This is a genomic window from Kitasatospora sp. NPDC002965 (genome assembly GCF_040611255.1).
GTDB lineage: Bacteria > Actinomycetota > Actinomycetes > Streptomycetales > Streptomycetaceae > Kitasatospora.
On record NZ_JBEXNT010000010.1, the window covers coordinates 30,564 to 56,446 of the forward strand.

22 protein-coding genes are annotated in these 25,883 nt (G+C 73.8%); 15 read left to right on the forward strand and 7 right to left on the reverse strand.

The window, feature by feature from the left end:
* Positions 1-62 precede the first annotated feature (62 nt).
* Positions 63-1,475 (reverse strand): dihydrolipoyl dehydrogenase, encoded by a 1,413-nt coding sequence (gene lpdA, locus ABZY91_RS06765; RefSeq protein WP_329950570.1) that lies wholly within the window; start codon positions 1,473-1,475, stop codon positions 63-65.
* Between the two features lie 269 nt (positions 1,476-1,744).
* Complete coding sequence (locus tag ABZY91_RS06770) at positions 1,745-3,328, reverse strand: M28 family peptidase (protein ID WP_355400322.1); 1,584 nt, start codon at positions 3,326-3,328, stop codon at positions 1,745-1,747.
* Positions 3,329-3,479: 151 nt separating this feature from the next.
* Between ABZY91_RS06770 and ABZY91_RS06775 the strand changes: the two genes are divergently transcribed.
* The 5 genes from ABZY91_RS06775 to ABZY91_RS06795 all read left to right on the forward strand — a co-directional run bounded on the left by ABZY91_RS06775 (position 3,480) and on the right by ABZY91_RS06795 (position 8,114).
* Entirely contained in the window at positions 3,480-3,656 is a 177-nt protein-coding gene (locus tag ABZY91_RS06775; RefSeq protein ID WP_355400324.1) for an antitoxin, read from the forward strand.
* 247 nt (positions 3,657-3,903) lie between these two features.
* Complete coding sequence (locus tag ABZY91_RS06780; RefSeq protein WP_329950568.1) at positions 3,904-4,389, forward strand: TrkA C-terminal domain-containing protein; 486 nt, start codon at positions 3,904-3,906, stop codon at positions 4,387-4,389.
* A 4-nt stretch (positions 4,390-4,393) separates the two neighbouring features.
* A complete protein-coding gene (locus tag ABZY91_RS06785; RefSeq protein WP_329875770.1) occupies positions 4,394-5,737 on the forward strand; it encodes a cation:proton antiporter in 1,344 nt (447 codons plus the stop codon).
* A 347-nt stretch (positions 5,738-6,084) separates the two neighbouring features.
* On the forward strand, positions 6,085-6,768 hold the full coding sequence (locus ABZY91_RS06790; RefSeq protein ID WP_355400327.1) for a TetR/AcrR family transcriptional regulator: 684 nt from the start codon (positions 6,085-6,087) through the stop codon (positions 6,766-6,768).
* Positions 6,765-8,114 carry an MFS transporter gene (locus tag ABZY91_RS06795; RefSeq protein WP_355400329.1) on the forward strand — a complete coding sequence of 450 codons (1,350 nt, stop codon included), beginning with the start codon at positions 6,765-6,767 and terminating at the stop codon, positions 8,112-8,114. The genes ABZY91_RS06790 and ABZY91_RS06795 overlap by 4 nt, the downstream gene beginning before the upstream one ends.
* Here ABZY91_RS06795 and ABZY91_RS06800 read toward each other — a convergent pair.
* Complete coding sequence (locus ABZY91_RS06800) at positions 8,020-9,558, reverse strand: MATE family efflux transporter (RefSeq protein WP_355400331.1); 1,539 nt, start codon at positions 9,556-9,558, stop codon at positions 8,020-8,022. The two genes, ABZY91_RS06795 and ABZY91_RS06800, sit on opposite strands and share 95 nt — an antisense overlap.
* A 163-nt stretch (positions 9,559-9,721) precedes the next feature.
* Here ABZY91_RS06800 and ABZY91_RS06805 point away from each other — a divergent pair, with 163 nt between their 5' ends.
* From ABZY91_RS06805 to ABZY91_RS06830, 6 genes are all read left to right on the forward strand, one after another.
* Positions 9,722-10,264: a PadR family transcriptional regulator gene (locus tag ABZY91_RS06805; RefSeq protein WP_355400333.1), complete on the forward strand. Its 543-nt coding sequence runs from the start codon at positions 9,722-9,724 to the stop codon at positions 10,262-10,264.
* A gap of 260 nt (positions 10,265-10,524) precedes the next feature.
* Entirely contained in the window at positions 10,525-11,433 is a 909-nt protein-coding gene (locus ABZY91_RS06810; protein ID WP_355400335.1) for a class I SAM-dependent methyltransferase, read from the forward strand.
* Positions 11,434-11,590: 157 nt separating this feature from the next.
* Complete coding sequence (locus tag ABZY91_RS06815) at positions 11,591-12,514, forward strand: acyltransferase domain-containing protein (protein ID WP_355400337.1); 924 nt, start codon at positions 11,591-11,593, stop codon at positions 12,512-12,514.
* Positions 12,515-12,717: 203 nt separating this feature from the next.
* A complete protein-coding gene (locus ABZY91_RS06820; protein WP_355400339.1) occupies positions 12,718-13,620 on the forward strand; it encodes an isocitrate lyase/PEP mutase family protein in 903 nt (300 codons plus the stop codon).
* Positions 13,617-13,916, forward strand: a complete 300-nt coding sequence (locus tag ABZY91_RS06825) for a hypothetical protein (protein WP_355400341.1) — start codon at positions 13,617-13,619, stop codon at positions 13,914-13,916. The genes ABZY91_RS06820 and ABZY91_RS06825 overlap by 4 nt, the downstream gene beginning before the upstream one ends.
* 104 nt (positions 13,917-14,020) lie before the next feature.
* Entirely contained in the window at positions 14,021-15,013 is a 993-nt protein-coding gene (locus ABZY91_RS06830) for a bile acid:sodium symporter family protein (protein ID WP_355400343.1), read from the forward strand.
* Positions 15,014-15,164: 151 nt separating this feature from the next.
* Here the strand turns inward: ABZY91_RS06830 and ABZY91_RS06835 are convergent, their stop codons facing one another.
* The 3 genes from ABZY91_RS06835 to ABZY91_RS06845 are packed head-to-tail and all read right to left on the reverse strand — an operon-like array spanning position 15,165 to position 18,393.
* The gene (locus tag ABZY91_RS06835) at positions 15,165-16,079 is read right to left on the reverse strand and encodes a hypothetical protein (protein WP_355400345.1); all 915 of its coding nucleotides are present in this window, start codon (positions 16,077-16,079) and stop codon (positions 15,165-15,167) included.
* Positions 16,076-18,040 carry an FAD-dependent oxidoreductase gene (locus ABZY91_RS06840; RefSeq protein WP_355400347.1) on the reverse strand — a complete coding sequence of 655 codons (1,965 nt, stop codon included), beginning with the start codon at positions 18,038-18,040 and terminating at the stop codon, positions 16,076-16,078. The genes ABZY91_RS06835 and ABZY91_RS06840 overlap by 4 nt, the downstream gene beginning before the upstream one ends.
* Entirely contained in the window at positions 18,037-18,393 is a 357-nt protein-coding gene (locus ABZY91_RS06845; RefSeq protein WP_329950559.1) for a hypothetical protein, read from the reverse strand. The genes ABZY91_RS06840 and ABZY91_RS06845 overlap by 4 nt, the downstream gene beginning before the upstream one ends.
* Positions 18,394-18,721: 328 nt before the next feature.
* On the opposite strand from ABZY91_RS06845, the gene ABZY91_RS06850 reads away from it, so the two are divergent.
* The gene (locus ABZY91_RS06850) at positions 18,722-19,648 is read left to right on the forward strand and encodes a DUF4389 domain-containing protein (protein ID WP_355400349.1); all 927 of its coding nucleotides are present in this window, start codon (positions 18,722-18,724) and stop codon (positions 19,646-19,648) included.
* Between the two features lie 120 nt (positions 19,649-19,768).
* Here the strand turns inward: ABZY91_RS06850 and ABZY91_RS06855 are convergent, their stop codons facing one another.
* The gene (locus ABZY91_RS06855; protein WP_355400434.1) at positions 19,769-21,580 is read right to left on the reverse strand and encodes a S8 family serine peptidase; all 1,812 of its coding nucleotides are present in this window, start codon (positions 21,578-21,580) and stop codon (positions 19,769-19,771) included.
* A gap of 455 nt (positions 21,581-22,035) precedes the next feature.
* On the opposite strand from ABZY91_RS06855, the gene ABZY91_RS06860 reads away from it, so the two are divergent.
* The 3 genes from ABZY91_RS06860 (at position 22,036) to ABZY91_RS06870 (ending at position 25,882) form a co-directional block, all read left to right on the forward strand.
* Entirely contained in the window at positions 22,036-22,512 is a 477-nt protein-coding gene (locus ABZY91_RS06860) for a GreA/GreB family elongation factor (protein ID WP_329875747.1), read from the forward strand.
* A gap of 84 nt (positions 22,513-22,596) precedes the next feature.
* Positions 22,597-24,897 (forward strand): FdhF/YdeP family oxidoreductase, encoded by a 2,301-nt coding sequence (locus tag ABZY91_RS06865; RefSeq protein ID WP_355400436.1) that lies wholly within the window; start codon positions 22,597-22,599, stop codon positions 24,895-24,897.
* A 151-nt stretch (positions 24,898-25,048) separates the two neighbouring features.
* Complete coding sequence (locus tag ABZY91_RS06870; protein WP_355400351.1) at positions 25,049-25,882, forward strand: N-formylglutamate amidohydrolase; 834 nt, start codon at positions 25,049-25,051, stop codon at positions 25,880-25,882.
* Position 25,883: the final 1 nt, after the last annotated feature.

Consider the following 25,883-nt stretch of genomic DNA (forward strand, 5'->3'; position numbering starts at 1 on the left):
CCCGGCGCCCGGGCCCGGGTCTCGTCCCGGATCCGGGACGAGACCCGCAACCGGATCCGGAATCACATGTTGATCATGTGCCCGGCCAGCCCGTGGATCGCCTCCTTGACCGCCTCGCCGAGGGTCGGGTGGGCGTGGACGTTGCGGGCCACCTCGTGCACGGTGAGGTCCCACTGCTGGGCCAGGGTCAGCTCCGGCAGCAGCTCCGTGACCTCGGGCCCGATCAGGTGGGCGCCGAGCAGCTCGCCGTGCTTGCCGTCACTGATGACCTTGACGAAGCCGATCGGGTGGCCGAGGCCGTGGGCCTTGCCGTTGGCGGTGAACGGGAACTTGGCGACCTTGACGTCGTAGCCGAGCTCGCGGGCCTGCACCTCGGTGTAGCCGAAGCTGGCGATCTGCGGCTGGCAGTAGGTGGCGCGCGGGATCATCGCGAAGTCCAGCTCCATGGTCTCCGCACCGGCGATGGTCTCGGCCGCGATGACGGCCATCGCCTCGGCGGCGTGGGCCAGCATCAGCTTGGCGGTGACGTCACCGATGGCGAAGATGTGCTCGACGTTGGTCCGGCCGCGCCCGTCGACGGCGATCGCACCGCGCTCGGTGAGCCTGACGCCGGTGTTCTCCAGGCCGTAGCCGTTGACGCGCGGCGCGAAGCCGATCGCCTGGAGGACCTTGTCGGCCTCCAGGACCTTCTGCTGCCCGTCCTTGGCGGTGACGGTGACGCGGACCTTGGCCGCCGGGTCCTTGTCGTCGATCGAGTCGACGCGGGTGGAGGTGAGCACCTCGATGCCGAGCTTGCGGTACTGCTTGGCGAGCTCGGCGGAGACCTCGGCGTCCTCCAGCGGCACCATCCGGTCGAGGAACTCGACGATGGTGACCTTCACGCCGTAGTTGTGGAGCACGTAGGCGAACTCGACGCCGATCGCGCCCGCGCCCGCGATGACGATGCTGCCGGGCAGGTCCTCGGTGAGGATCTGCTCCTCGTAGGTGACCACGCGGTCGCTGAGGCCGGTGCCGGGGAGCAGCCGGGTGGAGGCACCGGCGGCGATGATGCAGTGGTCGAAGGTGACGATCTCGAAGCCGCCGCCGTTCAGCGCGACCTGGAGGGTGCGGTCGTCGACGAAGGTGCCGCGGCCGTCGTACTCGGTGATGCCGTTCTTCTTCATCAGGTAGTGGACGCCCTTGACGCGGCCGTCGGCGACGGTGCGGCTGCGCTTGAAGGCCTCGCTGTAGTCGAAGGTGACCTGGCCCTCGATCCTGATACCGAAGGTCTTGGCCTCCTTGGTGACGATGTGCGCGAGCTCGGCGTTGCGCAGCAGTGCCTTGGAGGGGATGCAACCGACGTTGAGACAGACCCCGCCCCAGTACTTCGACTCGATGACGGCGGCCTTCAGGCCGAGCTGGGTCGCGCGGACGGCCGCGGTGTAGCCGCCGGGGCCCGCGCCGAGGACGACGACGTCGTAGTGCGTGCTGCTCATGGTGCTGACTCCTCCGAGGGTGTCACGGTGACGTGATCTCCGTGCCATGGTGTCAGGCGCCCCGGCGTCGCACCCATCGGGCCCCGACCGGCGCCCCGGGCGGTGGGGCGCCCGCGGCCGGGGCGCCCACGACTCCGGCCCGGCCCCCCGTCCGCACGGGGCGGGAGGGGGGACCGGGCCGGGTCGGGCGCGGAGGCGGGCGGGGCCTCGGCCCCCTCGGGCAGCAGCCCTCCGGGGCCGGGGCCGGGCCCCGGGTTCCACCGGTGCGGTCAGGCCTCGACCTCGTGGGCGTGGCCCTCCTGGAGGCCGCCGCCGCTGCCGGCCTGGCCGTCGGTGTGCTGCGGCGCGACCGGCGCGTACAGCGAGGAGAGGTCCCACGCGTAGGTGCCGACGGCGTTCGCGATCACGGCGATGTTGACGTCGAAGGCGGCGAGGTCGAGGTTCTCCAGGTCGTCGCAGGCCTTGTGGTAGCACTTGTCGAAGGCCACCCCGGCGGTGCCGCCGTAGCGTGCGGCCTGCTCGGCGGTCTTGATCACCTCGGCGCCCGTGTCGGTGCCGCCGGCCGGGATGCCCGCCTCGATGAACGGTCCGTAGTCGGAGCGGCCGGTGAAGTCGGTGCCCTCGTGCGGGACGTCCCAGTCGTCGAGGAAGTCGGTGATGTGGCGTTCGAGCTGCGCGGAGCCGGCCGGGCCGGGGCCCGAGCCGACGTGGTCGGAGTCGTCGCCGTCGTAGACGAACTGGGCGGAGTTGGGCGAGGCGATCATGTCGAAGTTCAGGTAGAGCTTGATCTTCTTCTTCTCGGCCTCGGACAGCGACGTCACGTAGGCCTCGGAGCCCTTGAGGCCGAACTCCTCGGCGGACCACCAGGCGAACTTCACCTTGTTCTTCACCGGCCGGGTGCCGAGGTTCTTCGCGACCTCCAGGATGCCGGCCGAGCCCGAGCCGTTGTCGTTGATGCCGGGCCCGGTCACCACGGAGTCGAGGTGGGAGCCGACGACCACGGTGTTGTCCTCGTCGCCGCCGCGGGTCTCCGCGAAGACGTTCCAGGTCTTGCGCTTCTCCATGAACGTGCGGATGTCCAGGGCGACGGTCACCGGGCCGGCCGCGGCCTTGGCGGCGAGGGCCTCACCGGCGGCCTGGGAGATGCCGCCGGTCGGGATCCGGCCGGCGGCCGGGTCGCCGAGGGTGCCGTTGAGGTCGCCCGCGGTGTTGTTGTAGACGATCGCCCCGGCCGCGCCGGCGTCGGCCGCCGCGGCCGCCTTGACGGCGAAGCTGCACCCGCCGCGGCGGATCAGGGCGACCTTGCCGGTGACCGTGCCGGCGGCGTAGTCGGTGGCCTCGCAGCCGGTCGTGGCATCCACCGGAACGACCGCGAGCCCGGTGGTCAGGCCGCCCGCAGGGCCGCTCACCGAGTAGGTCATGGTCCGCACCGTCAGCTCCTCGGCCTGCGGGGAGACCACGGCGAACCGCTCGGACAGGGCCTGGAAGAAGGTGTACTCGAACTCCTGCTTCGACACCTTCAGGCCGGCCCGGCGGGCCTGCTCGTAGACGTAGCCGGCGGACTGCTCGTGGCCGCGCGCGCCGGCCACCCGGTTGCCGCCGTTGCGGTCGGCGAAGCGCTGGAACGCCTCCAGGGTCTCGAAGGCCTCGTCCGCGCTGCTGTCGTCGACCAGCCGCGCGGCCAGCTTGGCCCCCTTGCGGGCCGGGTCCGAGTCTGCGGTGGCGGTGCCGGTGCCGACCAGCAGCAGCGGGGTCACCAGCGTCGCGACGGCCAGCGCGGCGCCCGCCGTGCGGCGGGCGGTGGCGGCCCGGGGGCGGGGCGTGGCGGCCTGGCGACCGGTCCGAACGTTCAAGGCGAGTCCTTCCGACGGTCCGTGGGACTCCCGATTTGACATGTTCCTCGCCGCCTTGCCAACCCCGGCGCGCAAGCTGACCGGATGCGGACACTCCGGTGCGCGGTGATGCTGGAGGGAGTGGGGCCGTCTCATCCAGGAGTGTGACCACATGTCCATGATGGACAAGCTCAAGCAGATGCTGAAAGGCCACGAGAGCCAGGCCGAGAAGGCCGTCGACAAGGGCGGTGACATGGTCGACGACCGGACGCAGGGCAAGTACAGCGGCCACGTCGACACGGCCCAGGAGAAGGTGAAGGACCAGCTGCGCGACCAGCCGCCCCAGTAGGGCCGCCGTTCCGGCGGTCCCGTCCCGACCGGCGGACCGCTTCCCGGCAGGCCGTCTCCCCCGGTTCGAGGTGTCGTTTTCGGCCCCTCGGACCGGGGTGTCATTTTCGGACTTTACATACTCATTACTATTGATCCGGTTGCGCGTTCGCGTGTCACACGCGGTCAGGCGCCGGCGTTCCTCTGTGCTCCGGCGCGCCCGCGCCACACGCAGCCCCGCGGAGCACCCTGACGAGAGGACAGCCGCCGTGTCGATCCCCCGTGTCCGGACCACCCCGCTGCCCGGTGTCGGCGTCCAGTACGACCTCACCACCCGAGAACAACGGCACCTGTCCGTGATCGCCCACCGGGACGGTGCGCGCAGTCTGAACGTCTACCGCTCGGACGACCCGGACGCCTGCTCCCAGGCGTTCCGGCTCACCGCCGAGGAGTCCGCCGCCCTGGTCGACGCCCTGACGCCCGCTCACCACAGCCCGGGCCTGCTGCACACCACCGACCTCGGCCTGGTCGCCGAGCGGCTCCCGGTCGAGGGCGCCTCGTACTGGAACGGGCGGCTGCTCGGCGAGACCCGGATGCGCACCGAGACCGGTGCCTCGATCGTCGCCGTCCTGCGGCGCACCGGCGCCGTGCCCTCCCCCACACCCGACTTCCGGCTGGCCGGCGGCGACATCCTGATCGTCATCGGCACCCGCGAGGGCGTCGACACGGCGGCCGCGATCCTGGATCGGGAGTGATCGGATGCACACCGCCACCGTCTTCATCGAGCTCGGCTCCGTCATCCTCGTCCTCGGCCTGCTCGGGCGGATCGCCGGACGCTACGGCTTCTCCCCGATCCCGCTCTACCTGCTCGGCGGGCTGGCGTTCGGCAAGGGCGGGCTGCTGCCGCTGAGCGCCAGCGAGGAGTTCGTGGCCACCGGCGCCGAGATCGGCGTCGTCCTGCTGCTGCTGATGCTGGGCCTGGAGTACACGGCCGCCGATCTGGTGACCAACCTCAAGGCCCAGTACCCGGCCGGCGCCGTGGACTTCCTGTTCAACGCGACACCCGGGGCGGTGGCCGCGCTGCTGCTCGGCTGGGGCCCGGTGGCGGCGGTGGTGCTGGCCGGGGTGACCTGGATATCGTCCTCGGGAGTCATCGCCAAGGTGCTCGGCGACCTCGGACGGCTCGGCAACCGGGAGACCCCGGTGATCCTCAGCATCCTGGTGCTGGAGGACCTGGCGATGGCGGTCTACCTGCCGATCCTGACCGCGCTGCTGGCCGGCGCGGGCCTGCTCGCGGGCTCCGTCACACTGGCCATCGCCCTGGCCACGGCCGGCGCGGTGCTCTTCGTCGCCCTCCGCTACGGGCGCCTGATCTCGCGGTTCGTCTCGCACGACGACCCGGAGAAGCTGCTGCTGGTGGTCCTCGGGCTGACCCTGCTGGTCGCGGGCATCGCCCAGCAGCTCCAGGTGTCGGCCGCGGTCGGCGCCTTCCTGGTCGGCATCGCCCTGTCCGGCGAGGCCGCGGAGGGCGCGCACATCCTGCTCAGCCCGCTGCGGGACCTCTTCGCCGCGGTGTTCTTCGTGTTCTTCGGTCTCAGCACCGACCCGACCAGCATTCCGCCGGTCCTGCTGCCGGCCCTGCTGCTGGCCGTGGTCACCGCGCTCACCAAGGTCGCGACCGGCTACTGGGCGGCGCGGCGCGCGGGAATCGCCACGCGGGGCCGGTGGCGGGCCGGCGGGGCACTGGTGTCACGCGGGGAGTTCTCGATCGTCATCGCCGGCCTGGCCGTCACCGCGGGCATCGAGCCCGGCCTCGGCCCGCTGGCGACCGCGTACGTGCTGATCCTGGTGGTCACCGGGCCGCTGGCCGCACGCTACACGCAACCGGCCGTCGAACGGCTCGGCACGGTGCTGGGACGTCAGCGGTGGGTACCGACCCGCGCGCCCGGCTCGGGGCCCGCGCACCTCCCCGGGCAGGGCGGGGCACCGGCCCAGGAGGCCGGGCCGACGGTTCCGGACGCCGAGCAGATCCCGCCCGGCACGCCGACGCCGGGCTCCACGGCGGCCGATTCGGGCCAGACGCTCGACGGGCTGTCGCGCTGACGCCCCGCTCGTTCCCACGTCCGTTCCCGGGGCGGGTCACCGACGGTGACCCGCCCCGGGGCGTTCCCCGTCCGGCGCGGTGTCCGTGACGCCGTCCGTTCCTCCGTCCGTCCGTGCGTCCGCACCGGCGCGCGCGCCGGGATCCGCGCCGCCGACCGGCCCGGCGCCGGTGCCGCAGTGTTCACAGGGCCCCGGTCCGGGACGCTCCCGCAGGCGCCCGCACTCCTCGCACACCCGGTCCAGCCAGCAGGCCGGCTCGCCGCCTTCGTCCATGCCGCCGATTCTGCCCGCCGACCCGCTCCGACCGCGAGTAGACAATGTCTACTCGATCTTGGTAGACAGTGTCCATGACCGATCAGGACTCCACCACCGGCCTGCGCGGGCGCCTGGTGACGGCCGGCGTCGAGCTGGTGACCCGCGAGGGCGTGCACGCCCTCACCCTGCGCGAGATCGCCCGCCAGGCCGGCGTCTCGCACGGCGCCCCCCGCCGCTACTTCGCCACCCACGTCGAACTGCTCGCGGCCATCGCCCGGCGCGGCTTCGACGACCTGGCCGCCTCGCTCGGCCTCGCCGGGCCGGCCGCGGACCCGGACCCGGTCGGAGCAGGCGGCCCCGCCGCCGCCCGGGCGGCGCTCGGCCGGCTGGCCCGCGGCTACCTCGACTTCGCGGCCGCCCAGCCCGGCATGTTCGAGCTGATGTTCCGCCACGACGTGCTGGAGGGCAGCGGCTCCGACCTGCGGCGGACCACCCTGCCGCTCTTCGAGGTCATCGCCCGCCTGGTCGCCGAGGCCCGCCCGGACACCGCGGGCCGCACCGGCGGGCCCGGGCCGTACGCCGCCACCCCGCCCGGCGTCCCGGACCCGGCCGGCGTGCCCGACCCCGTCACCGCCGCGGCGGCGTTCTGGGCCAACCTCCACGGCCTCGCCCAGCTCCGCGCCTGGGGCACCCTGCGGCTCGTCACCGGAACCGACACCCTCGAACCGCTGCTGCGCGCCGCCCTCGACGCCCACCTCGGCCCGGAGCCCCGGTGAACGCGGCCACCCGGCAGCGCCTCACCCTGGCCGGCAGCATCACCGGGGCCGCCGTCGTGGCCCTCGACGGGACGGTGCTCACCGTCGCCCAGCCCAGCCTCCGACGCGACCTCGACGCCTCCCTCTCCGACGTGCAGTGGACCAGCACCGCGTACCTCATCACCGTGGCCAGCCTGCTGGTCTTCGCCGGGCGGCTCGGCGACCGCTACGGACACCAGCGGGTCTTCGCCGTCGGCGTGCTCGGGTTCGCCGCCAGTTCCGCGGGGATCGCCCTGGCGCCCGACATCGGCTGGGTGATCGCCCTGCGGGTCGCCCAGGGAGTGGCCGGCGCACTGCTCCAGCCCGCCACCCTCGGACTGCTGCGGGCCGCCTACCCCGCCGACCGGCTCGGCACGCCGATCGCGCTGCGCACCAGCGCGATCGGCCTGGCGGCCGCCGCCGGCCCGGTCGTCGGCGGTGCGCTGACCACCCACTTCGGCTGGCGGTCCGTCTTCGTCCTCACCGTCCCGCCCGCCCTCGCGGCCGGCGCCGCCGCCCTGTTCGTCCGGCTCCCGCACGCGCCCGGCGACCGCACCGCCGGGCTGGACCTCCCCGGCGCCGCGCTGCTGGGGGCGACGCTGTCCTGCCTGGCCTTCGCCCTGACCGGGATCCCCGACCGGGGCTGGACGGCCGGCACCTGGCTCGGCCTCGCCGCGGCCGCCGCGCTGGGAGCCGCCTTCCTCCGGCACGAGCGGCGCACCGCGCGCCCGCTGCTGCCACCGGCCGTGATCGGCTCGACCACGGTGACGGCGGCCCTCGGCGTGCTGTCGACCGCCTCGGCCGCGCTCTTCGGCACGATCTTCCTCGGCACCTACTTCCTCCAGGACGTCCTCGCCCTCGACCCGCTCGCGAGCGCGGTGCGGTCCCTGCCACTGGCGGTGGCGATGGTGGCGTCCGCGCCGGCCTCCGCCGTGCTGGCCCGCCGGTACGGTCCGCGCCGTACGGTCGTGGCGGGGATGTCGGCGATCGTGGCCGGGGCCCTGGGGGTCGCCGGGTTCGGACCGGCCACCGGCGTGCTCGCGATCGGTGGGGCCTTCCTGCTGCTGGGCGCCGGGTTCGGGACGGTGATGGTCACCGCGACGGCGGCGATCGTCCGTGCCGCCTCGCCGGCCGACGCCGGGGTGGCGGGCGGGCTGCAGCAGACCGCGATGAACATCGGTCCGGCCGTCGGTGTGGCCACCGCGGCCACCCTGACCGCGGGCCATCCGCTGGTCACCGCCCTGGGCCCGGCGCTCTGGGCCCTGGCCGCCACCGCCGCCGCGGGCGCCCTGCTCGCCACCCGCCTGCCGCACGGTCGCACCGCCTGAGGCCCGCCCCGGCGCCGGGGGGGGCGCGCGGGGGGGGACCCCCGCGCGGCCCCCCCCGGCGCCCCCGCGGCGCGGCCGGGGGGCCCCCCCGGGGGGCCCCCCGCGGGCCCCCCCCCGGGGGCGGCCCGGCGGACTCCACGGACCCCTCCGGCGGCCCGGCCGGCCGGCGGCGGACCGTCAGGACGTGGAGCAGCGCCAGCTGGACGAGCGCGCCGACCGCCGTCCCGGCCCACAGGCCGGCCACCCCGAACGGGCCCGACAGCGCGATGCCGGAGGCGAGTTGCGCCGTGAGGCCGAGCAGCACGGACACCATCAGCGGGCGCCCGGCGCCGACCGCCTGATGGACCCCGCCGAGGGCGACCACCAGCGCGTACGGCAGCAGGTAGAGCCCGGCCGTCCGCAGGAATCCGACCGCTTCGCCGGCCACCGCCGGGTCGTCCGTGAAGAGCCGGGCCAGCGGCACCGCCGTGACCGCGCAGAGGACGGCCGCACCGCCGCCGAGCGCGCCGGCCAGCCGGGCGGTGTCGCGGCCGAGGGCGCGCACGGCACCGGCGGCGGCACCGGCCCCGACCAGCCGGGCGGCCTCGATCGCGGCGGCCTGCCGGACGGCGTAGAAGGCCATGGTGACGATCAGCAGCACCCGGTAGCCGACCCCGTACCCGGCCACGGCGGGCACGCCGAAGGAGGCCACCAGCCCGAGCTGGACCGTCCCGACGCCCATCCGGGCGGTGAAGTCGAGACCGAACGGCGCACCGGCGGCCGCGATCCGGCGTGCCGTCCGCAGCAGCCCGTCCGGGTGGGCGGGCAGCCGGTGGCGGCGCCGGAGGAGCACGGTGACCGCGAGGGTCACGGCCCGGGAGGCGGTCAGGGCGAGGGCCGCGCCGGTGACGCCGAGGGCCGGCAAGGGGCCCGGACCGAGGATCAGCAGCGGGTCCAGGACCAGCAGCAGCGCGTTCGAGAGCAGGGCCGTCCGCATCGGCGTCCGGGTGTCGCCGGTGCCCTTGAACAGCTCGTCGGCGATCCGCTGGCCGAAGAACAGCACGAAGGCGGGGAACGCGACCGTGAGGTAGTCGGCCGCGAGCCCGGCGGCCTCGCCGTCCAAGAAGGCGTCGGCCAGCGGTGCGCGGAACAGGAAGCCGGGGACGGCGATCGCGACGCTGCCGACGGCGCAGAGCCGCCAGGCGGCACCTGCGACCCGGCCGGCCTCGGCCCGGTCGCCCGCGCCGTGGGCCCGCGAGAGCCGCAGGGTCGTCCCCGAGACGACCACTAGGACCAGGCCGAGCAACAGGTTCTCCACGGTGCCGGCGAGCGTGACTGCGGCGACGGCCGGCCCGCCCAGCCCGGCCACCCAGAAGGTGCCGACGACGGAGGCGACCACCCCGGACAGCAGTTCCCCGTAGACCGGTCCCGCCAGCGCGACCAGTCGTGGCAGGTGCCCCCGCATGATGTCTCCCCGTGCTCCGCCGCGCCCCGGCGGGCGCTTGCCTCGAATAGAGATACATCGAATCGATGCATCCCGGCAAGGGATACCATGACGCCCGTTCAGAGCCCGTACGAGCGGGTGTCCGGCCCGACCGGACGTCACGACGGCGGAAGGACGTGCGACGGTGCTGACCCTCGCGATCCTCGGATTCCTGCACGAGGAGCCGCTGCACGGCTACGAGCTGAAGTCCCGGATCCGCAGCCTGACCGGCCACGTCCGACCGGTCAGCGACGGCGCCCTCTACCCCGCGATCACCCGCCTGGAGAAGGCCGGGATGCTGCTGCGCCACAGCAGGCCGGGCAGCGGAGCCGTCCCCCGGCAGGTCCTGGAGCTCACCCCCGGGGGGCGGGAGGAACTGGAGCGGCGGCTGGCCGAACCGGAGGAGGCCGAGATCTCCGACCAGATCCGCTTCTTCACCGTCGCCGCCTTCCTCCACCGCCTCCCCGACCCGGCCCGCCAGGCCGCCGTGCTCCGTCGGCGACTGGCGTTCCTGGACGCGCCGAGCAGCTTCTTCTACGACGCGGACGGCCGACCGGTCGCCGCCGAACAGGAGGGCAACCCGTTCCGGCGCGGCATGCTGCTGGTCGCCCGGGCCTCCGGCGCGGCGGAACGGGCCTGGCTCGCGGAGACGATCACCCGGCTGGAGGGCTCCGGTCCGGCGAGGTAGCCGGGCGGCGCCCGCCCGGCGACGCGTGGACGCCGGGACGACCCCCGGGGGTGTCCGCACCGTGACGCGAGGATGAACACGGGGCCCGACCGGCGCGTGCGGAAAGTCCTTCCGCACGGCTCCCCGCGGCGCCCGCCCGTCGCTATGATGACGCCCTCGCAGCACGGCCGGTCCGCCCCCGGGACCAGGGCACTGCCGCGCGTGAACCGCTCGCCGGGCCCCGCCCGCGCACGCTCCGCCCCGTCCGCAGGGAGACCGCCGTGCCCAGTGCCGACACCGCCACCGGCCCCGCCGCCACGACCGCGACCGCGACCGCGACCACGGCGGCACCCCGCCCGGCCCCGAGCCGGGACGCCATCCCCGGCTGGTTCTTCCGGCTCGACCAGGAGGCCTTCCGCCACCTGCTCGCCGCCCAGAGCACGGCCGGACGCACCGGCGACATCCTCGAACTCGGGACCTACCTCGGCCGCAGCGCCGTCCTCCTCGGCGACCACCTGCGGCCGGGCGAGCGGCTGACGGTCTGCGACCTCTTCGACTCCGAGGCCGGCGACGCCGACAACGCCGCCGAGATGACGATGTCGTACCGGACCTCGCTCACCAGGGCCGCGTTCGAGGCGAACTACCTGGCCTTCCACCCGCGGCTGCCCGAGATCGTCCAGGCGCCGACGTCGGTGCTGGCCGACGGCCGGATCCCGGCCGACAGCTGCCGCTTCGTCCACGTCGACGCCTCCCACCTGTACGAGCACGTGGCCGGGGACATCGAGGTGGCGCGGGCGGCACTCGCCGAGGACGGCCTGGTGGTCCTGGACGACTACCGCTCGGAGCACACCCCCGGCGTCTCGGCGGCGGTCTGGCAGGCGGTGTTCACGGGCGGGCTGCGGCCGGTGCTGCTCACGCCGATGAAGTTCTACGGGACGTGGGGCGACGCCGAGGCGGTCCGTCGGATCCTGCTGGCCCGGGACTGGCGGGCCGAGGGCTTCACCGTGGACGAGGACACCATCGCCGGGGTACCGGTCGTCCGGCTGAACAACGCCGTACGGTCGGGCGCGGCGCCGCGGTCGACCCCCCGACGACTGCTGCTCGACCTCCTCCCGCCGGTGGCCACCCGGACGGTTCGACGGGCGCTCCGGGCGCTGCGCGACCGCCGCGCGGGCGGCCGGGCGCGCTGACCTCACGGGCGCGGTCGGCGCCGGCCCTCACCCGGCCGACCGCGCGGGCCCGGTTCCCCGCGCCCGGACACCCCGCGCCCGGACACCCCGCCGGTCGATAGGGTCACCCGGTCGCCCCGCTCGGACGGCCGAGCGGGCCGCGCACCGAGGAGGAACCGTGGAGCAGTACCTGCCGGCGGACGAGGAACTGGCGGACGCGCTGCTGGAACTGGCCGTCCCGTTCGACGCGGTGAACGGAGTGCTGGCCGCGCGGTCGCGGCTGGCCCGGGACCGCGGCCTGCGGACCGTCTTCGAGGAGATGCTGCACCTCCAGACCGCGGCGGTCGGAACGCTCGGGCGGCCGTCCGGGCTCACCCCCGACTGGCCGGCCGGCACCGACGGCGGCGGGTTGCTCTCCACCCTGCTGTTCGTCGCCCTGGCACCGCACACCCGGGCGTACCACCGGACGCTGGGAGTCGCGCCGGAGGTGACCCGGACCACCCTGGCCGATCTCGGCCGGCAGCTCGCGGTGAGCCGGTGGCGCGGACGGCCCACCGGGCTGGGCAGCCCCTCCTGGCTGACACTGCACTTCCGCGGCGAGCTGTTCCAGCTCGGCCGGCTCCAGTTCCAGCGCAGGAGCACGACCGGCGACGGCGGACCGGACGCCCGGGTCGCCGAGGCCGCACGGGCGGCGGGCCTCGGCGAGTGGATCCTCCAGCTGCACGTCCCCGACAGTTCCGGCCCGCTCTCCCCCGCGGCCTGCGACCGCTCGCTGGAGCGGGCCCGGGCGTTCTTCCCCGCCCACTTCCCCGCCGAGCCGTACCGGGCGGCCTGCATCTTCTCCTGGCTGCTGGACCCCCAGCTCGGGCACTACCTGCCCGACGACTCGAACATCGTGCGGTTCCAGCGGCGGTTCGTCCCGCTGTGCCGCCCCGGCGGCCCCCCGGAGCCCGAGGACACCAATCCGCTCCGCTACGTCTTCGGCGACGCCGGGCAGCCCCTCGCCTCGCTCCCCCGCGACACCGCCGTCCAGCGCGCACTCGTCGACCACCTGGGCGCGGGCGGTCACTGGTACGTGATCGGCGGCCGGCTCGCGCTCTGAGCGCCGTCCGCGCCCCATTCTCGGCGAATTCCTCGGATCAATATGACTGCATATCACTCTCGCGAGGGAACTTCCCTTAAAGATTTGCCCACGGAACATTAAAGAGAGCATAGTGATGTTGCCTCAGTTGGCCCTAGGAATGGCCAATTTATGGCAAAGTCCCGTGCGTCCCGCGTGCGGGTCCCGCAAGTGAGGAGATGGCGTTGCGACACGAGAACCTTCACGAGAGCGGCATCGCGGCCGCAAGTCACGGACAGCGGCTGCGCGAGCGGATCGCCACCCCGGGAACGACCCCGCTCATCGGCGTCTACGACATGTACTCCGCATCGATCGCAGCCGAACACTACGACGGAATGTTCGTCTCCGGTTTTGGATTCGCGGCGTCCTACTACGGCCTGCCCGACATCGGATTCATCGCCTGGCCGGACATGGTCGCCTTCGTGGAGCGGCTGCGCGGCGCCTTTCCGCAGCACCACCTGCTGGTCGACATCGACGACGGCTACGTCGATCCCGAGGTGGCCTGCCACGTGGTGCGGCGGCTGGAGCGGATCGGCGCGTCCGGTGTGATCCTGGAGGACCAGAAGCGGCCCCGGCGGTGCGGCCACGCCGACGGCAAGCAGGTCCTCCCGCTCGACGAGTACCTGGAGAAACTGCACCAGGTGCTCGCCACCCGCACCGACCTCGTGGTGGTCGCCCGGACGGACGCCACCGAGGAGTCCGACATCCTCCGGCGGGCGGAGGCGCTCGCCGCCACGGACGCGGACGTCGTCCTCGTCGACGGCGTCCGCAGCGAGGAGTGGATCCGACGGATCCGGCAGGTCGTGGGCGACAAACCGCTGCTCTTCAACCAGATCGCCGGCGGCAAGTCACCGCGGCTCTCCCTCTCGGAGCTCGGCGATCTGGGGGTCGACGTCGCGATCTACAGCACCCCCTGCCTGTTCGCCGCCCATCAGGCGATGGACGAGGCACTGGCCGGCCTCAAGGGGGCGGACGGCCGGCTCCCGGCCCCGGTCGGGCAGCGGCGCGAGATCGGTGTCCGCGAGTCCACGGAACTGCTGGAGCGAAACATCGCACGGCCGCACGTCCGCGAGGAGGTGGGCGTGTGAAGGGCCTTGGCCCGGGCCGGCCCGCCCGGCCGCGCCGGGGGCGGCGGCACGTGGCCGCCGCCGGACTGGCCGGTGCCTGGGCGGTGCTCGGCTGCGCCGTCCCGGCGGCGGCGGAGCGGAGCCTGATCACCGTGATCGACAACCCCAGGATCGACTCGATCGTCGAGGTGGACCGGACGGCCAACCTCCAGACCGGTCGGGGCTCGGCCGGCAGCGACCACGACGGCGGCGTCGTCCTGGCGACCGGTCTGCTGGGAGTGCCCGCGACGGGCCCGGAGGCGGAGGGGGAGACGTGAACGCGGCCCGTCGGCACCGGGCACCGCCACCGGACGCGCGGGGCCGCCCGGCACCCGGCGGCGCGGGCCCACCACGGCCCTGGTGGCGCGCCCTCGATCCCTACGTGGCGGCCTTGGCCGGGGCGGTGCTGCTCGCCGCACTGCTGCCCGCCACCGGACGCGCCGCGCGCGGCGCCGACCTGGCCTGCGACCTCGCGGTCGGCCTTCTCTTCTTCCTCTACGGCGCCCGGCTGTCGGCCCGCGAGACGGTCGCCGGACTCCGGCACCTGCGGTTGCACGGGCTCGTACTCGTCTGCACCTTCGTCGTGTTCCCGCTGTTCGGGGTCGCCACGGCGATCCTGACGCCCGTCCCGCTCACCGAGCAGGTGCGGGCCGGGGTGCTGTTCCTCTGCCTGGTCCCGTCGACGGTCCAGTCCTCGGTCGCGCTCACCGGCGCCGCGCGGGGCAACGTACCCGCCGCGATCTGTGCCGGGACGTATTCGAGCCTGGCCGGTCTGGTACTGACCCCGTTGCTGGCGGCCTGGTTGCTCGGCGCCCGCGCCGCCCTGTCGGCGGACGGCCTGGTGCGGATCTGTGCCCAGTTGCTCGCGCCGTTCGTCGTCGGGCAGCTGCTGCGCCCGTGGATCGGCGCCTTCCTGAGCCGCCACCGGCGGGTGCTCACCCCGGTCGACCGGGGCTCGATCCTGCTGGTCGTCTACACGGCGTTCAGCAGCGCGGTGGAACAGGGCATCTGGCACACGGTCACACCCACCGTCCTGCTCGGCCTGGCGGCGGTCCTGCTGCTCCTGCTCGCCACCACCCTCGCCTGCGCCGCGCTGGGCGTCCGGCTCCTGGGGCTGGACCGGGGCTCGGGCATCGCGGCGGTACTCTGCGGTTCGCAGAAGAGCCTGGCCGGCGGGCTGCCGATGGCCACCGTGCTGTTCGGCCCGCAGGCCGGCCTCCTGGTGCTGCCACTGATGATGTACCACCAGCTGCAGCTCGTGGTGGGCACGCTGCTCGCGGGCCGCTGGGCCCGGTCGGCGACGGACGGCCCCACGGCCCCCGCCGTCGAGGAGGAGGCGGTGGGCACCGCTCGGGCCTCACCTGAGCCGGCCTGAGCCGAACGGCCGGCCTGTTCCTGTGGACGCCCGCACGCCTCCGTTCCCGCACCCCGGTACCCAGCGCCCCTGCGCGCCTGCCGGTGCGCCCTCCGTCCGGGCACGCCGGCAGGCGACGGGCGAGGTCCGGACCGTACGCCCGGCCCGGACCTCAGGGCAGGTAGTAGGCGCGGTGGTGGGCGGCCACCGGGGCCGACTGGTACGTCCACACCCCCGCGGCGGGCGCCTCGCCCACCAGCCGCGCGAGGTCTCCGACGGCCTCCGCCGTCCGGTCGCCGAGCGTGAGCCGGATCCGTCCGGCGGTGCGGTCGTCGAGCGGGTGGAAACGGTACGGCTGGTGCACCATGAGCGGCCCGGCCAGCAGCCTGCCCTCCTGGTCGGTGCCGTACCCGGTGATCGGGGTGTTCACGACCGGCTCGCCGTCAAGTCCGGCGAGGTCGGCCTCGACCGCGAGGAGTTCCTCGTCGTACCGCCGGAGGCGGCGCGGTGCGTCGGCACCGTCCCGTCCGTCCTGTCCGCCCGGCCCGTCGTGTCCGTCCGCGGCGTCCGTCCGGACCGGTTCCAGGGCCGCCCGGCGGCAGGAGAAGGACCAGCGGTCGTGGACGGCGGCCGCGTTGAGCGAGGGCAGCACCGTCACGAACCAGCCGGGGTACTTGGGTTCGGCGTAGAGCCGGGTGCCGGCGTCGATGGCGAGCGGGTTGTCGCAGAGCACGTGGAGGCGGGCGATGCCGAGCAGACCGGTCCGGTCGTAGCCGCGGGCGTACTCGCCGTAGCCGACGGCCGGGAGCCGGTCGGCGGCGTTCCGGGGGTAGGCGATGACGTTGATCTCCACCTCCTCGGTGATGCCGCCGCCGGTGGGGTACTGCGCGAAGTAGAGCTGGTAGTTGAGCGAGACACACGCCCGGTCCCCGAACTCGGCGGCGGCCAGCGCGGGGTGGCGCTTCGCGAGCAGTTCGCGAACGGGCCCCGGCTCGACCAGGTAGTCCACGCCGATGTTGTGCAGGGCGCCGTAGTGGAACGGCAGGTGGTAGGGCTCCGGTACGGGTGGGAGAGGCAGACCGGTCACAGGGACTCCCGGAGAGGTGCGGCCGACGGACGGGCCGAAGGGACGACGGCGGACGGAGAAACGGCAGGAACGGCAGCGGGAATGCCAGGGACAGCGGGCTGCGGTCCGGTCGGCGACGGTGCGGCGAGTGGCGCACCGTCAACGGTCGGTGCCGCAGGCGGCACGGCGGTCGACGGCGCCGAGAGCGTGGCCCGGTCCCGCAGCGCCAGCAGGTCCTGGTGGATCCGGTCGGCGCTGCGCAGCGCGAGCGCGGCCATGGTGAGCGAGGGGTTGGACGTGCCGAGGGAGGGCATGGAGCCGCACCCGACGGCGTAGAGATTGGGGTGTTCCCAGCAGCGTTGCCACTGGTCGACCACGGACGTGGCCGGCGAGTCGCCCATGACGTGGGTGCCGCCGGCGTGGCCGGCGCCGCGGTAGGCGTAGCTGCGGCCCTCGTGCTCCAGCCGGCCGGGCCAGCCCGGGCCCGCCTCGTAGCGGGTGTGGTCCTCGGCACCGAGCAGCGCGAAGAGCTGGTCGGAGACCGCGCGGGCGGAGGCCATGCCGGCCCGGACGTACGGGGAGAGGTCGTAGCGGATCGCCGGGCGCGGCAGGCCCAGGCGGTCCCGGCGGTCGAGGTCGAGGGTGACCCGGTTCGCCGGGTCGGCCGGCTGCTCCAGTTCGAACTGGAGGGAGAACTGACGGCCGAGCCGGTCACCCAGCCGATGCCGCAGCTCCTTCCCGCGCAGACCCGCACGGAGCAGCCCCTCGACCTCGACCTGGGGCGGTCCGACGGCCCAGGACCAGCCCCAGTTGCCGATCTCGACCCGGTACGGCGCCCGGCGCGTGCGGGCCGGACCGAAGCGGAAGGACTCCAGCCCACTGGTCGACCCGGGCCCCCGGTAGGGGCCGACGGGCTCGGGCATGAGGCCCCAGGTGAGCAGCGCCGGGTGGTCCATCAGGTTTCGGCCGACCTGGCCGCTTCGTTCGGCGAGGCCGGAGAGGAGCAGGAGCCGGGCGTTCTCGACGGCGTGGGCGGCGAGGACGACGAGGTCGGCCTCCGCGGTGTGGACGGCGCCGTCGGCGAGGTACTCGACACCGGTGGCGCGGCCGGTGCCGTCGACGAGGACCCGGCTCACCACCGCGTCGGTGCGCAGTCGGACCGTGGCCGCCCAGCGGGCCTGGGTGCGCAGCGGCGTGTACTTCGCCCCCGTCGGACAGACCGGGACGCAGCCGGCGCTGCCCCGGCAGAGCGGGCCGTGCCGGTCCCCCGGACCGGACGTGCCATCCGGCCGGGCGGTCGTCCGGCCGTTGCGGGCGTGCGGGGTGGCGGTGACGGCGAGCCGGGCGTCCTCGGTCATCGCCGGATCGCGGACGGTCCGGCCGTCGAGGGCGCGGGCGACGGTCCGGTCGAGGTGGCTCGCGGGGATGGCCCGCATCGGGAACGCGTAGTCCTCGGGGAGGGGGAGTCCGACCGCGTGGCGCTGTTGCCCGGCGTCGGCGGCGACGCCGAGTTCCTGCTCGGCCTCGCGGTAGTACGGTTCGAGGTCGTGGTAGCCGATCGGCCAGTTACGGCCGTGTCCGAGGTCGGCGGTGCGGAAGTCCTCGGGGTGCATGCGCGGGGTGAGGCCGGTCCAGAGCAGTCCGGTGCCGCCGTTGGCGCGCAGGTAGCCGCTGGCGTAGGGCAGCGGGCCGTGCTGGACGAGGTGTCCGGTCGCGGTGAAGCCGCCGCCGGGAAGGCCGACGAGGTCGGTGACGTCGGGAGAGGGGGCGTCCTCGCTCAGGGGGTACGGGGAGGTGGGGGCGCCGCCGCCGGCCGCGCGGTACGCGGTGGTGGTCGCGACCGCGTCCGGGACGGGGCGGCCTGCCTCCAGGACGAGGACCCGGTGGCCCTGCGCGCCGAGTCGGTGGGCGACCAGCGAGCCGGCGAACCCTGCGCCGACCACGATGACGTCCTGGTCCCGGCCTGCCGGTCGGCGGTTCACCGGTCACCGCCGCCGTTCGGGGCTTCGGACCAACTGCCGTGTCCGGGGGCGGTGGAGCCGGGCGGGGCGCCGTGGAAGGTCCGCCACATCAGTCCCTGGTCGTAGGCGCGGGGCGAGGAGGGCGGTTCGTCCGGCCAGGCTCCGACGTACCAGAGGCGGAGGAGGGCGTGTTCGTCGCGGGCCCGGTGCGCGAGGAGCGTGCGGTGATGCTCGTCGGCCATACCGGTCGCGCGCAGCTCGGCCTCGTCGAAGCCGGTCAGCTCGGCGGAGACCCGGAGGAAGGCGTCGAAGTCCGCGAGGTCGGCGGGGCCGCCCCCGTCGGAGAGGTGGTCGTGGTCGTCGATCGCTGGCAAACCGGAACCCCCGCGGCGGGCACTGTACGTCCTGGACATGACAGAGCACCCGGCCGGGACGGCCCCGCGCTGTCACGTCGATGCTGCCGCGCGACTCCTCGACCCCGAACCGGCTGTTCGAAACCGGCCGCAGACGTTCGTTCTCCTGCTGTCGAAGACCGCTGTCCGACCGATCCGTCACCCTGTCGCACAGGAATATGACCGTTTCACCGACCGCGCCGTCCCCCGGGCGGCGCAGTACAGCGCGCGGGGGCGGCGGGCTGCTGCGATCTTCGGAGCACGCGGCGGGTTGGCCGCGCACGCCTGGCGTCGAGACCTGGAGGCACGGATGTGGCAGGCACCCCCCACCCCCGCCCCCCATCCGAGCGAGTGGCTGCCGGCCCTGGACATTCCGGCGCCGGGACCGCAGAACCGGCTCACCGTGCTGGTGCGTGTCCTGCTGCTGATCCCGCAGTTCATCGTGGTCTGGGTGCTGTCGGTGGTGGCGTTCCTGGTCGCGGTGGTCGGCTGGTTCGGCGCGCTGGTCCTGGGCCGGCTGCCGGTCTTCGCCGCCGACTACCTCTCCTCGTACGTGCCGTACGAGACCCGGGTGAACGCCTACCTGCTACTGACGGTCGACCGCTATCCGCCGTTCGCTTTCCGGACCCCGGACTACCCCGTCCAGGTGGAGCTGCGGCCCGGTGAGCTCAACCGTCTCGCGGTGTTCTTCCGGCTGATCCTGGTGATCCCGGCGGCGATCGTCCAGGGCCTGCTCTACGCCGGGTGGTGGGTGGTCGGGTGGATCAGCTGGCTGGTGGTGCTGATCCTGGGGCGGATGCCCCAGCCGCTGTTCGAGGCGACGGCCGCGATCCTGCGCTACCGGATGCGCTACATGGCCTACCTGCTGATGCTCACCTCGGCCTACCCGAAGGGGCTGTTCGGTGACGAGCCCGACGGGCCGGTCCCGGTCCCGGTGGTACCGGCGTCGGGCGCCTCGGCACCGGGCGTCAAGGAGCCGGGCACACCGCTGTCCGCACAGGGCGCCTTCGGCCGGGCGCCCGGCGCCCGGGTCTCGGCGACCCGCCCCCTGGTGATGAGCGGCGGCGGGCGGGCGCTGCTGGTGGTCTTCCTCCTGCTCGGCCTGATCTCCGGGGTGACCAGTTCCGTCACCACGAGCTTCACCTCGGACGACGACGACGCCACGTGGTACTCCGGCCCGCCGGCGCCCGGGCCCGCGCTGTCCGGGCCGGTGGCACCCGGACCCGCGACGCCCTGATCCGACGGGGCGCCGGGCCGCCCGACGTCCGGGCCCGGCCGGCGCCGCCCCGCCCCGACGACCTGCGCTCCGCCGCCCGGGAGGCGGCGGAGCGCAGGCGACGGCAGAGGTGCGGAAGGGCTAGAAGGTGAGGTTCCAGGCGTCGATCGTGCCGACGTCGCCCGAGGCGCCGTCCTTCACCCGCAACTTCCAGGTACCGGCCGCGAGACTCGCGGAGGCGTTCACCGTGTACGTCTTGACGACGTTGTCGGCGCTGTCGTTGTTCGCGAAGTCCTCCAGCAGGTACACCGTGCCGTCCGGGGCGACCAGGGAGACGACCAGGTCACCGCGGTAGGTGTGCTTGACGTCCACGCCGACCTTGAGGGTGGCGGGGGCGTTGCCGGCGACCCCGGTGACGGCGATCGGGCTCTCCGCGGTCGCGTTGTCGGCGACCGCGACGTCCGTCAGGTTCTCGAAGTACTTCCCGGTCGGCGGGGTGCCGCCGCCGACCGCCTTCAGCGCGTCGACCTGGCCCTCGCCGAAGAAGGCGTTGTTGGGGGTGGTCCCGGTGCAACGGCTGTCGGAGGCCGGGCAGGCCACGTCGTTGGCCTGGGTGGCGAGCCGGGACCGGATGTCGGCCGGGGTGAACGTCGGGTTGGCACCGGCGATCAGCGCCGCCACGCCGGCGACGTGCGGGGAGGCCATCGAGGTACCGCTCTTGCTGCCGTACTTGCCGCCCGGCAGCGTGGAGTAGACGCCGGTGGCGCCGTCCCCGCCCGGCGCGGCGACGTCGATGACGCCCCTGCCGAAGTTGGAGTAGGACGCCTTGCCGGTGCCGCTGGCCATCGCGGCGACGGTCACCACGCCGGGCAGCTCGGTCGGGATGTCGATGCAGGCGTTGGTGATGGTCCGGGTGACCTTGGTCGAGTCGTTGGGGCTCTCGCTGTCGGTCGTCTTGTTGGCCAGGTCGTAGTTGGAGTTGCCCGCGGCGGCGACCTGGAGGGAGCCCTTGCCCTCGGCGTACTCCTGGGCGCGCCGGACGCCCTCGATGATGGCCGCCTGGTCCACGTTGTCCGGGCAGTTGAACTGCCACGGGTCGGTGTAGTAGCTGTTGTTGGTCACCTTGAAGCCGTGGTCACCGGCCCAGACGAAGCCGCAGACGGTGTTCTCGGCGAAGAACAGCGTGCTGGTCGGCTCGGCTATCCGGACCGAGGCGATCTTGACGCCGGGGGCCACGCCGATGACGCCCTTGCCGTTCTTCGCCGCGGCTATGGTGCCGGCGACGTGCGTGCCGTGGGTGTCGACGTCGCGCCAGGCACCGGTACGGGTGTCGGCCTTGCCGTACGCGCAGGAGGCGGAGTCGGCGGCGTCGAAGTTGGGCGCGAGGTCCTGGTGCTGGTCGTCCACGCCGGTGTCCAGCACGCCGACCTTGACCGCGGACGAGCCCGTGGAGACGGCCCAGGCCTGGTCGGCCTTGATCTGGGTCATGTCCCAGCGGTTGCTCTCGGTGAGCGTGGTCGCGGACTGGCCGGGGTTGGCGGGAAGCGCCGGGCTGTAGGCGTCGGCGGGGACGTCCGAGGTCCGGGTCGCACCGACCTGCTGGATTCCGGCCACCCCGCGCAGGGTCGCGGCGAAGGTGCCGGAGGTCGAGTGCGCGACGACGACGCCGATCGCGTCGTAACTCGCGAAGACCGTGCCGCCGTTGGCGGTGACCGCGGTCCTGGCGGCGGCGGTGTCGGCGGGGGCGCTGATGACCAGGTAGGCGCGGGTCCCGGCGGCCCAGCCCGCGGCGATCTGCGGCGCGGTCGCGGCGGCGGGGGCCGCGAGGACGGTCGTGGTGCCCGGCGCCCCGGCCGGACCGGTGGCCGACTCGGCGGCGAACTTCGCGGAGACGGCGGGGGCGGCGGAAGCGGCCGGTGCCGCGGCGACCAGGGTGGCGGGTGCGGCCAGGATCGCGGCGGCGAGCAGGGCGAGCGCGACGGCGGGGCGGCCTGCGCTCCGGGATATCAGGGGTGACACGTGCATCCTCCGATCGACCCGTGCGTGAGGGGATCACACGGGGTTTGAACGCAACATGCCAGAACCGTGAGCATTTGGGGAAGGCTTTACGCATGACTCGTTGTCACAAACGTGTCAACTTTTGATGTCCCACCGATTGCCCCCGTCCGGCACCCGCCCGAAAACGACCACACGCCCGCCGGACGGAGGAGGGAGGAAGCCCGGAGGAAGGGCGGAGGAGACGCCTCGGGGATGGCGGAGGAGGCGGGCAAGGGAGCGGCGGCCGAGCCCCTCGCCCCGACGGCCCCACCCCCGCCGCGGCGTGGCGATTTGACTGATATCTTCGAAAAGGCCCCAATTCTGCGATTGGCCGGAGACACCTCCCGTCCCCCGGCACGACAGGAGCAGGAATGACCGGTGGACCAGAGCCCATCAGCGAGGTCGCCCGCGAGGCACTCCGGCAGGACCTCGCCGACCTGCACATCGAACGCGAGAAGGTCGCCGCCACCCTGCGGAGCGGGGACGAGGTGGGTGATCCGGCGGACCAGGCCGACGAGTTGCAGCGCGCCACGGAGCTCGACCGCCTGGACCGCCGGATCGCCGAGATCGACGAACGGCTCCACGGGGCAGCCGTCGCGGGCCGGCCCAGCACCGACGCGGTCGGCGTGGGCAGCACCGTCACGGTCCGGTTCGAGGACGGCACGGAGATGACCGTCCAGGTCGGCGAGGTCGCCGAGGCGCTGGACGAGACGCTGGTCACGGTCGACAGCCCGCTCGGCCACGCGCTGCTCGGCCACCGGGCCGGCGACACCGTCGACTACGAGACGCCCAGAGGGCGGACGGCCGCGGTCGTCCTGTCGATCGGCGCCGAGGACGGCGGGGTGTGACCTGCGGGGCCGAAGGGTCCCCGCACGGCGGAAGGGTGGAGAGCTGTGAGCACCGACAAGGACGAACAGGCCCCCCGGGACTCCGTGGGGCCCGACGGTCCCACGGAGTCCCGGGTCGGGCCCGTGCCGGAGGGGGAGCCGGAGTTCCGTCCCTACCACCACCCCGCCGCCGCCTGGGGCGCGGCCAAGAGCGTGAGCCGCTTCCTGGTCCGCAAGGGATCGCCGGTCGACAGCCCACGGGCCATCATGCGGATGAACCACGAGAACGGCGGATTCGACTGTCCCGGGTGTGCATGGCCGGACGACACCAAGGGCCTGCACCTGGACATCTGCGAGAACGGGATCAAGCACGTCACCTGGGAGATGACCCGCAAGCGGGTCGGCCGCGAGTTCTTCGCCGCGCACTCGGTGACCGAACTCTCCGGGTGGAGCGACTACGACCTGGAGAACCAGGGCCGGCTGACCGAACCGATGGTCTACGACCCCGCCTCGGACCACTACGTCCCGATCGCCTGGAAGGACGCGTTCGAGCTGGTCGGCCGTACCCTGCGGGAGCTGGACGACCCGGACCGGGCCGCGTTCTACACCTCCGGCCGGCTCGGCAACGAGGCGACGTTCCTCTACCAGTTGATGGCCCGCGAGCTGGGCACCAACAACCTGCCGGACTGCTCCAACATGTGCCACGAGGCCAGCGGCCGCGCGCTGCAGGCCTCGCTCGGCACCGGGAAGGGAACCGTCGACCTCCAGGACTGGGAGGCCGCCGACGCGCTGTTCATCCTGGGGGTCAACGCCGCCTCCAACGCGCCCCGCATGCTCACCGCCCTCGCCGCGGCGTACCACCGCGGGGCCCGGATCGTGCACGTCAACCCGCTGGTCGAGGCGGCGGCCACCCGCACCATCGTCCCCCACGACTTCCTCGACATGGGCCTCTACCGCACGACCCTCACCAGCACCCTGAACCTGCAGCCCCGCATCGGCGGCGACATGGCCCTGCTGCGCGGCATGGCCAAGGCCGTCCTGGAACAGTCCGCCACCGACCCCCGGGCGCTGGACCGGGAGTTCATCGACCGCCACACCGCGGGCTTCGAGGAGTACCGCGCACTGTGCGAGGCCACGGCCTGGGAGGAGATCGAGCGGCAGTCCGGGCTGGTCCGCGCCGACATCCTGGAGGCGGCGCGCGTGTACGGCGAGGCCGACCGCAGCATCGTCAGCTGGTGCCTGGGGCTCACCCAGCACGAGCACGGCGTCGACACCGTCCGGGAGGTCGTCAACCTCCTCCTGCTCCGCGGCAACGTGGGCCGCGAGGGTGCGGGTCCCTCCCCCGTCCGCGGGCACAGCAACGTCCAGGGGAACCGCACCTGCGGCATCGACCACCGCCCCACCGACGAGTTCCTGGACCGCCTCGGCGAGGTCTGCGGGATCCGGCCGCCCCGGAAGCACGGCCTGGACACCGTCGGCACCATCAAGGCGATGCACGGCGGTGGGATCTCGGTGTTCGTCGGCATGGGCGGCAACTTCGCCCTCGCCGCGCCCGACACCCCGTACACCTTCGAGGCGCTGCGGGCCTGTGACCTGACCGTCCAGGTCAGCACCAAGCTGAACCGCAGCCACCTCGTGCACGGTCGCCTGGCCCTCGTCCTGCCGTGCCTGGGCCGGACCGAGAAGGACCATCAGCGCCGCGGCGTGCAGAGCACCTCCGTCGAGGACTCGATGAGCATGGTCCACCTGTCGGTCGGCATGAAGCGGCCCGCGTCCCCGCACCTGCTCTCCGAGCCGGCCATCGTCGCGGGCATGGCCCGTGCCGCCCTGCCCGACAGCGCCACGCCCTGGGAGTGGTACGTCGAGGACTACGACCGGATCCGCGACACGATGTCCCGGGCGCTCGACGGCTTCGAGGACTTCAACCGCCGGGTGCGCCTGCCCCTCGGCTTCCGCATCCGGCAGCCCGCCCGCGAGCTGGTCTTCCTGACGCCGTCCGGGCGCGCGGAGTTCTCCGCCGCCGCCCTGCCCGACGTCGTGCCCGCGCCCGGCACCCTGGCCCTGGGCACCATGCGCTCCCACGACCAGTGGAACACCACCATCTACTCCGACAACGACCGCTACCGGGGCGTCAAGAACCTGCGCACGCTCGTCTTCATGAACCGCGCCGACATGCGCGACCGCGGAATCGCCGACCTCGGTCCCGTCGACATCACCAGCACCGCCAAGGACGGCAGCCGGCGTTCCCTCCACGGCTACCTCGCGATCCCGTACGACATCCCCCGCGGGTGCGCGGCCGGCTACATGCCCGAGATGAACGTGCTCTGCGCGCTCGGCGACTACAGCACCCAGAGCGACCAGCCGATCATGAAGCACGTGAAGGTCACCATCGACCCCGCTTCCTGAGCGGGGCCTCGCAGGGGAGTTCCGAAGGGCCGGAGCGGATCGGACGACCGGTCGGCCGGGTGATCCGCTGATCGGGTGATCGGGGCGGCCCCGGACGGACATGATGGCGGTGACACCCCCGTGGCACCACCGGACGCGCAGCGAGGCACAGATGACCGACGCACCCGACGCACCCAGGACACCCGGGGCACCCGACGTGGCCGGCCCCTTCCGGCTCCACCCCGGATCGCCCGACTCCCCCGTGATCCTCCACGTCCCGCACTCCGCCCGAACGGTACCCGCCGACGTCCGCTCCGGAATCGTGCTGGACGACCGGGAGCTCGCCCTCGAACTGGACCACATCACCGACGCGCACACGGCGGAGATCGCCCACCGGGCCGCGCAGGCCGCCGGGTCGACGCCCTGGCGCTTCGTCAACCGGCTCTCCCGGCTGGTCGTCGACCCCGAGCGGTTCCCCGACGAGCGCGAGGAGATGCTCGCGGCCGGCATGGGGGCGGTCTACACCCGGACCACCCACCGCGAGGACCTCCGCCCGGCCGGCTTCGACGGAGGGCCGCTGCTCGACCGCTACTTCCACCCGTACGCGGAGGCGATGACGGCCGCGGTCGCCGGACGCCTCGCGGCGGTCGGCCGCGCGGTGGTCGTCGACGTCCACTCGTACCCGACGAAGGCCCTGCCGTACGAGCTCCACGGCGACGGCCCCCGGCCGCCGATCTGCCTGGGCACCGACGCCCGCCACACGCCCGCCCCGCTGCTCGACGCGGCGCAGCGGGCGTTCGCGGGGTTCGGCGGTACCGGCCTCGACAGCCCTTTCGCGGGGACGTACGTGCCGCTGCGGTACTACGGCGGGACGGCGGACGTCAGCGCGCTCATGGTGGAGATCCGCCGCGACCTCTACATGGACGAGCCCGGCGGGGCGGCCGGGCCGGGCCTGGACGCGCTCGCGGCAGCCCTGGCCCGACTCGTCGACCTGGTCTCCGTCTGAC

Coding starts and splice junctions, on each gene's coding strand:
- ABZY91_RS06870 (WP_355400351.1), top strand. CDS start 25,049: ATGACCGACGCACCCGACGCACCCAGGACACCCGGGGCACCCGACGTG.
- ABZY91_RS06775 (WP_355400324.1), top strand. CDS start 3,480: ATGTCCATGATGGACAAGCTCAAGCAGATGCTGAAAGGCCACGAGAGC.
- ABZY91_RS06860 (WP_329875747.1), top strand. CDS start 22,036: ATGACCGGTGGACCAGAGCCCATCAGCGAGGTCGCCCGCGAGGCACTC.
- lpdA (WP_329950570.1), bottom strand. CDS start 1,475: ATGAGCAGCACGCACTACGACGTCGTCGTCCTCGGCGCGGGCCCCGGC.
- ABZY91_RS06785 (WP_329875770.1), top strand. CDS start 4,394: ATGCACACCGCCACCGTCTTCATCGAGCTCGGCTCCGTCATCCTCGTC.
- ABZY91_RS06850 (WP_355400349.1), top strand. CDS start 18,722: ATGTGGCAGGCACCCCCCACCCCCGCCCCCCATCCGAGCGAGTGGCTG.
- ABZY91_RS06800 (WP_355400331.1), bottom strand. CDS start 9,558: ATGCGGGGGCACCTGCCACGACTGGTCGCGCTGGCGGGACCGGTCTAC.
- ABZY91_RS06790 (WP_355400327.1), top strand. CDS start 6,085: ATGACCGATCAGGACTCCACCACCGGCCTGCGCGGGCGCCTGGTGACG.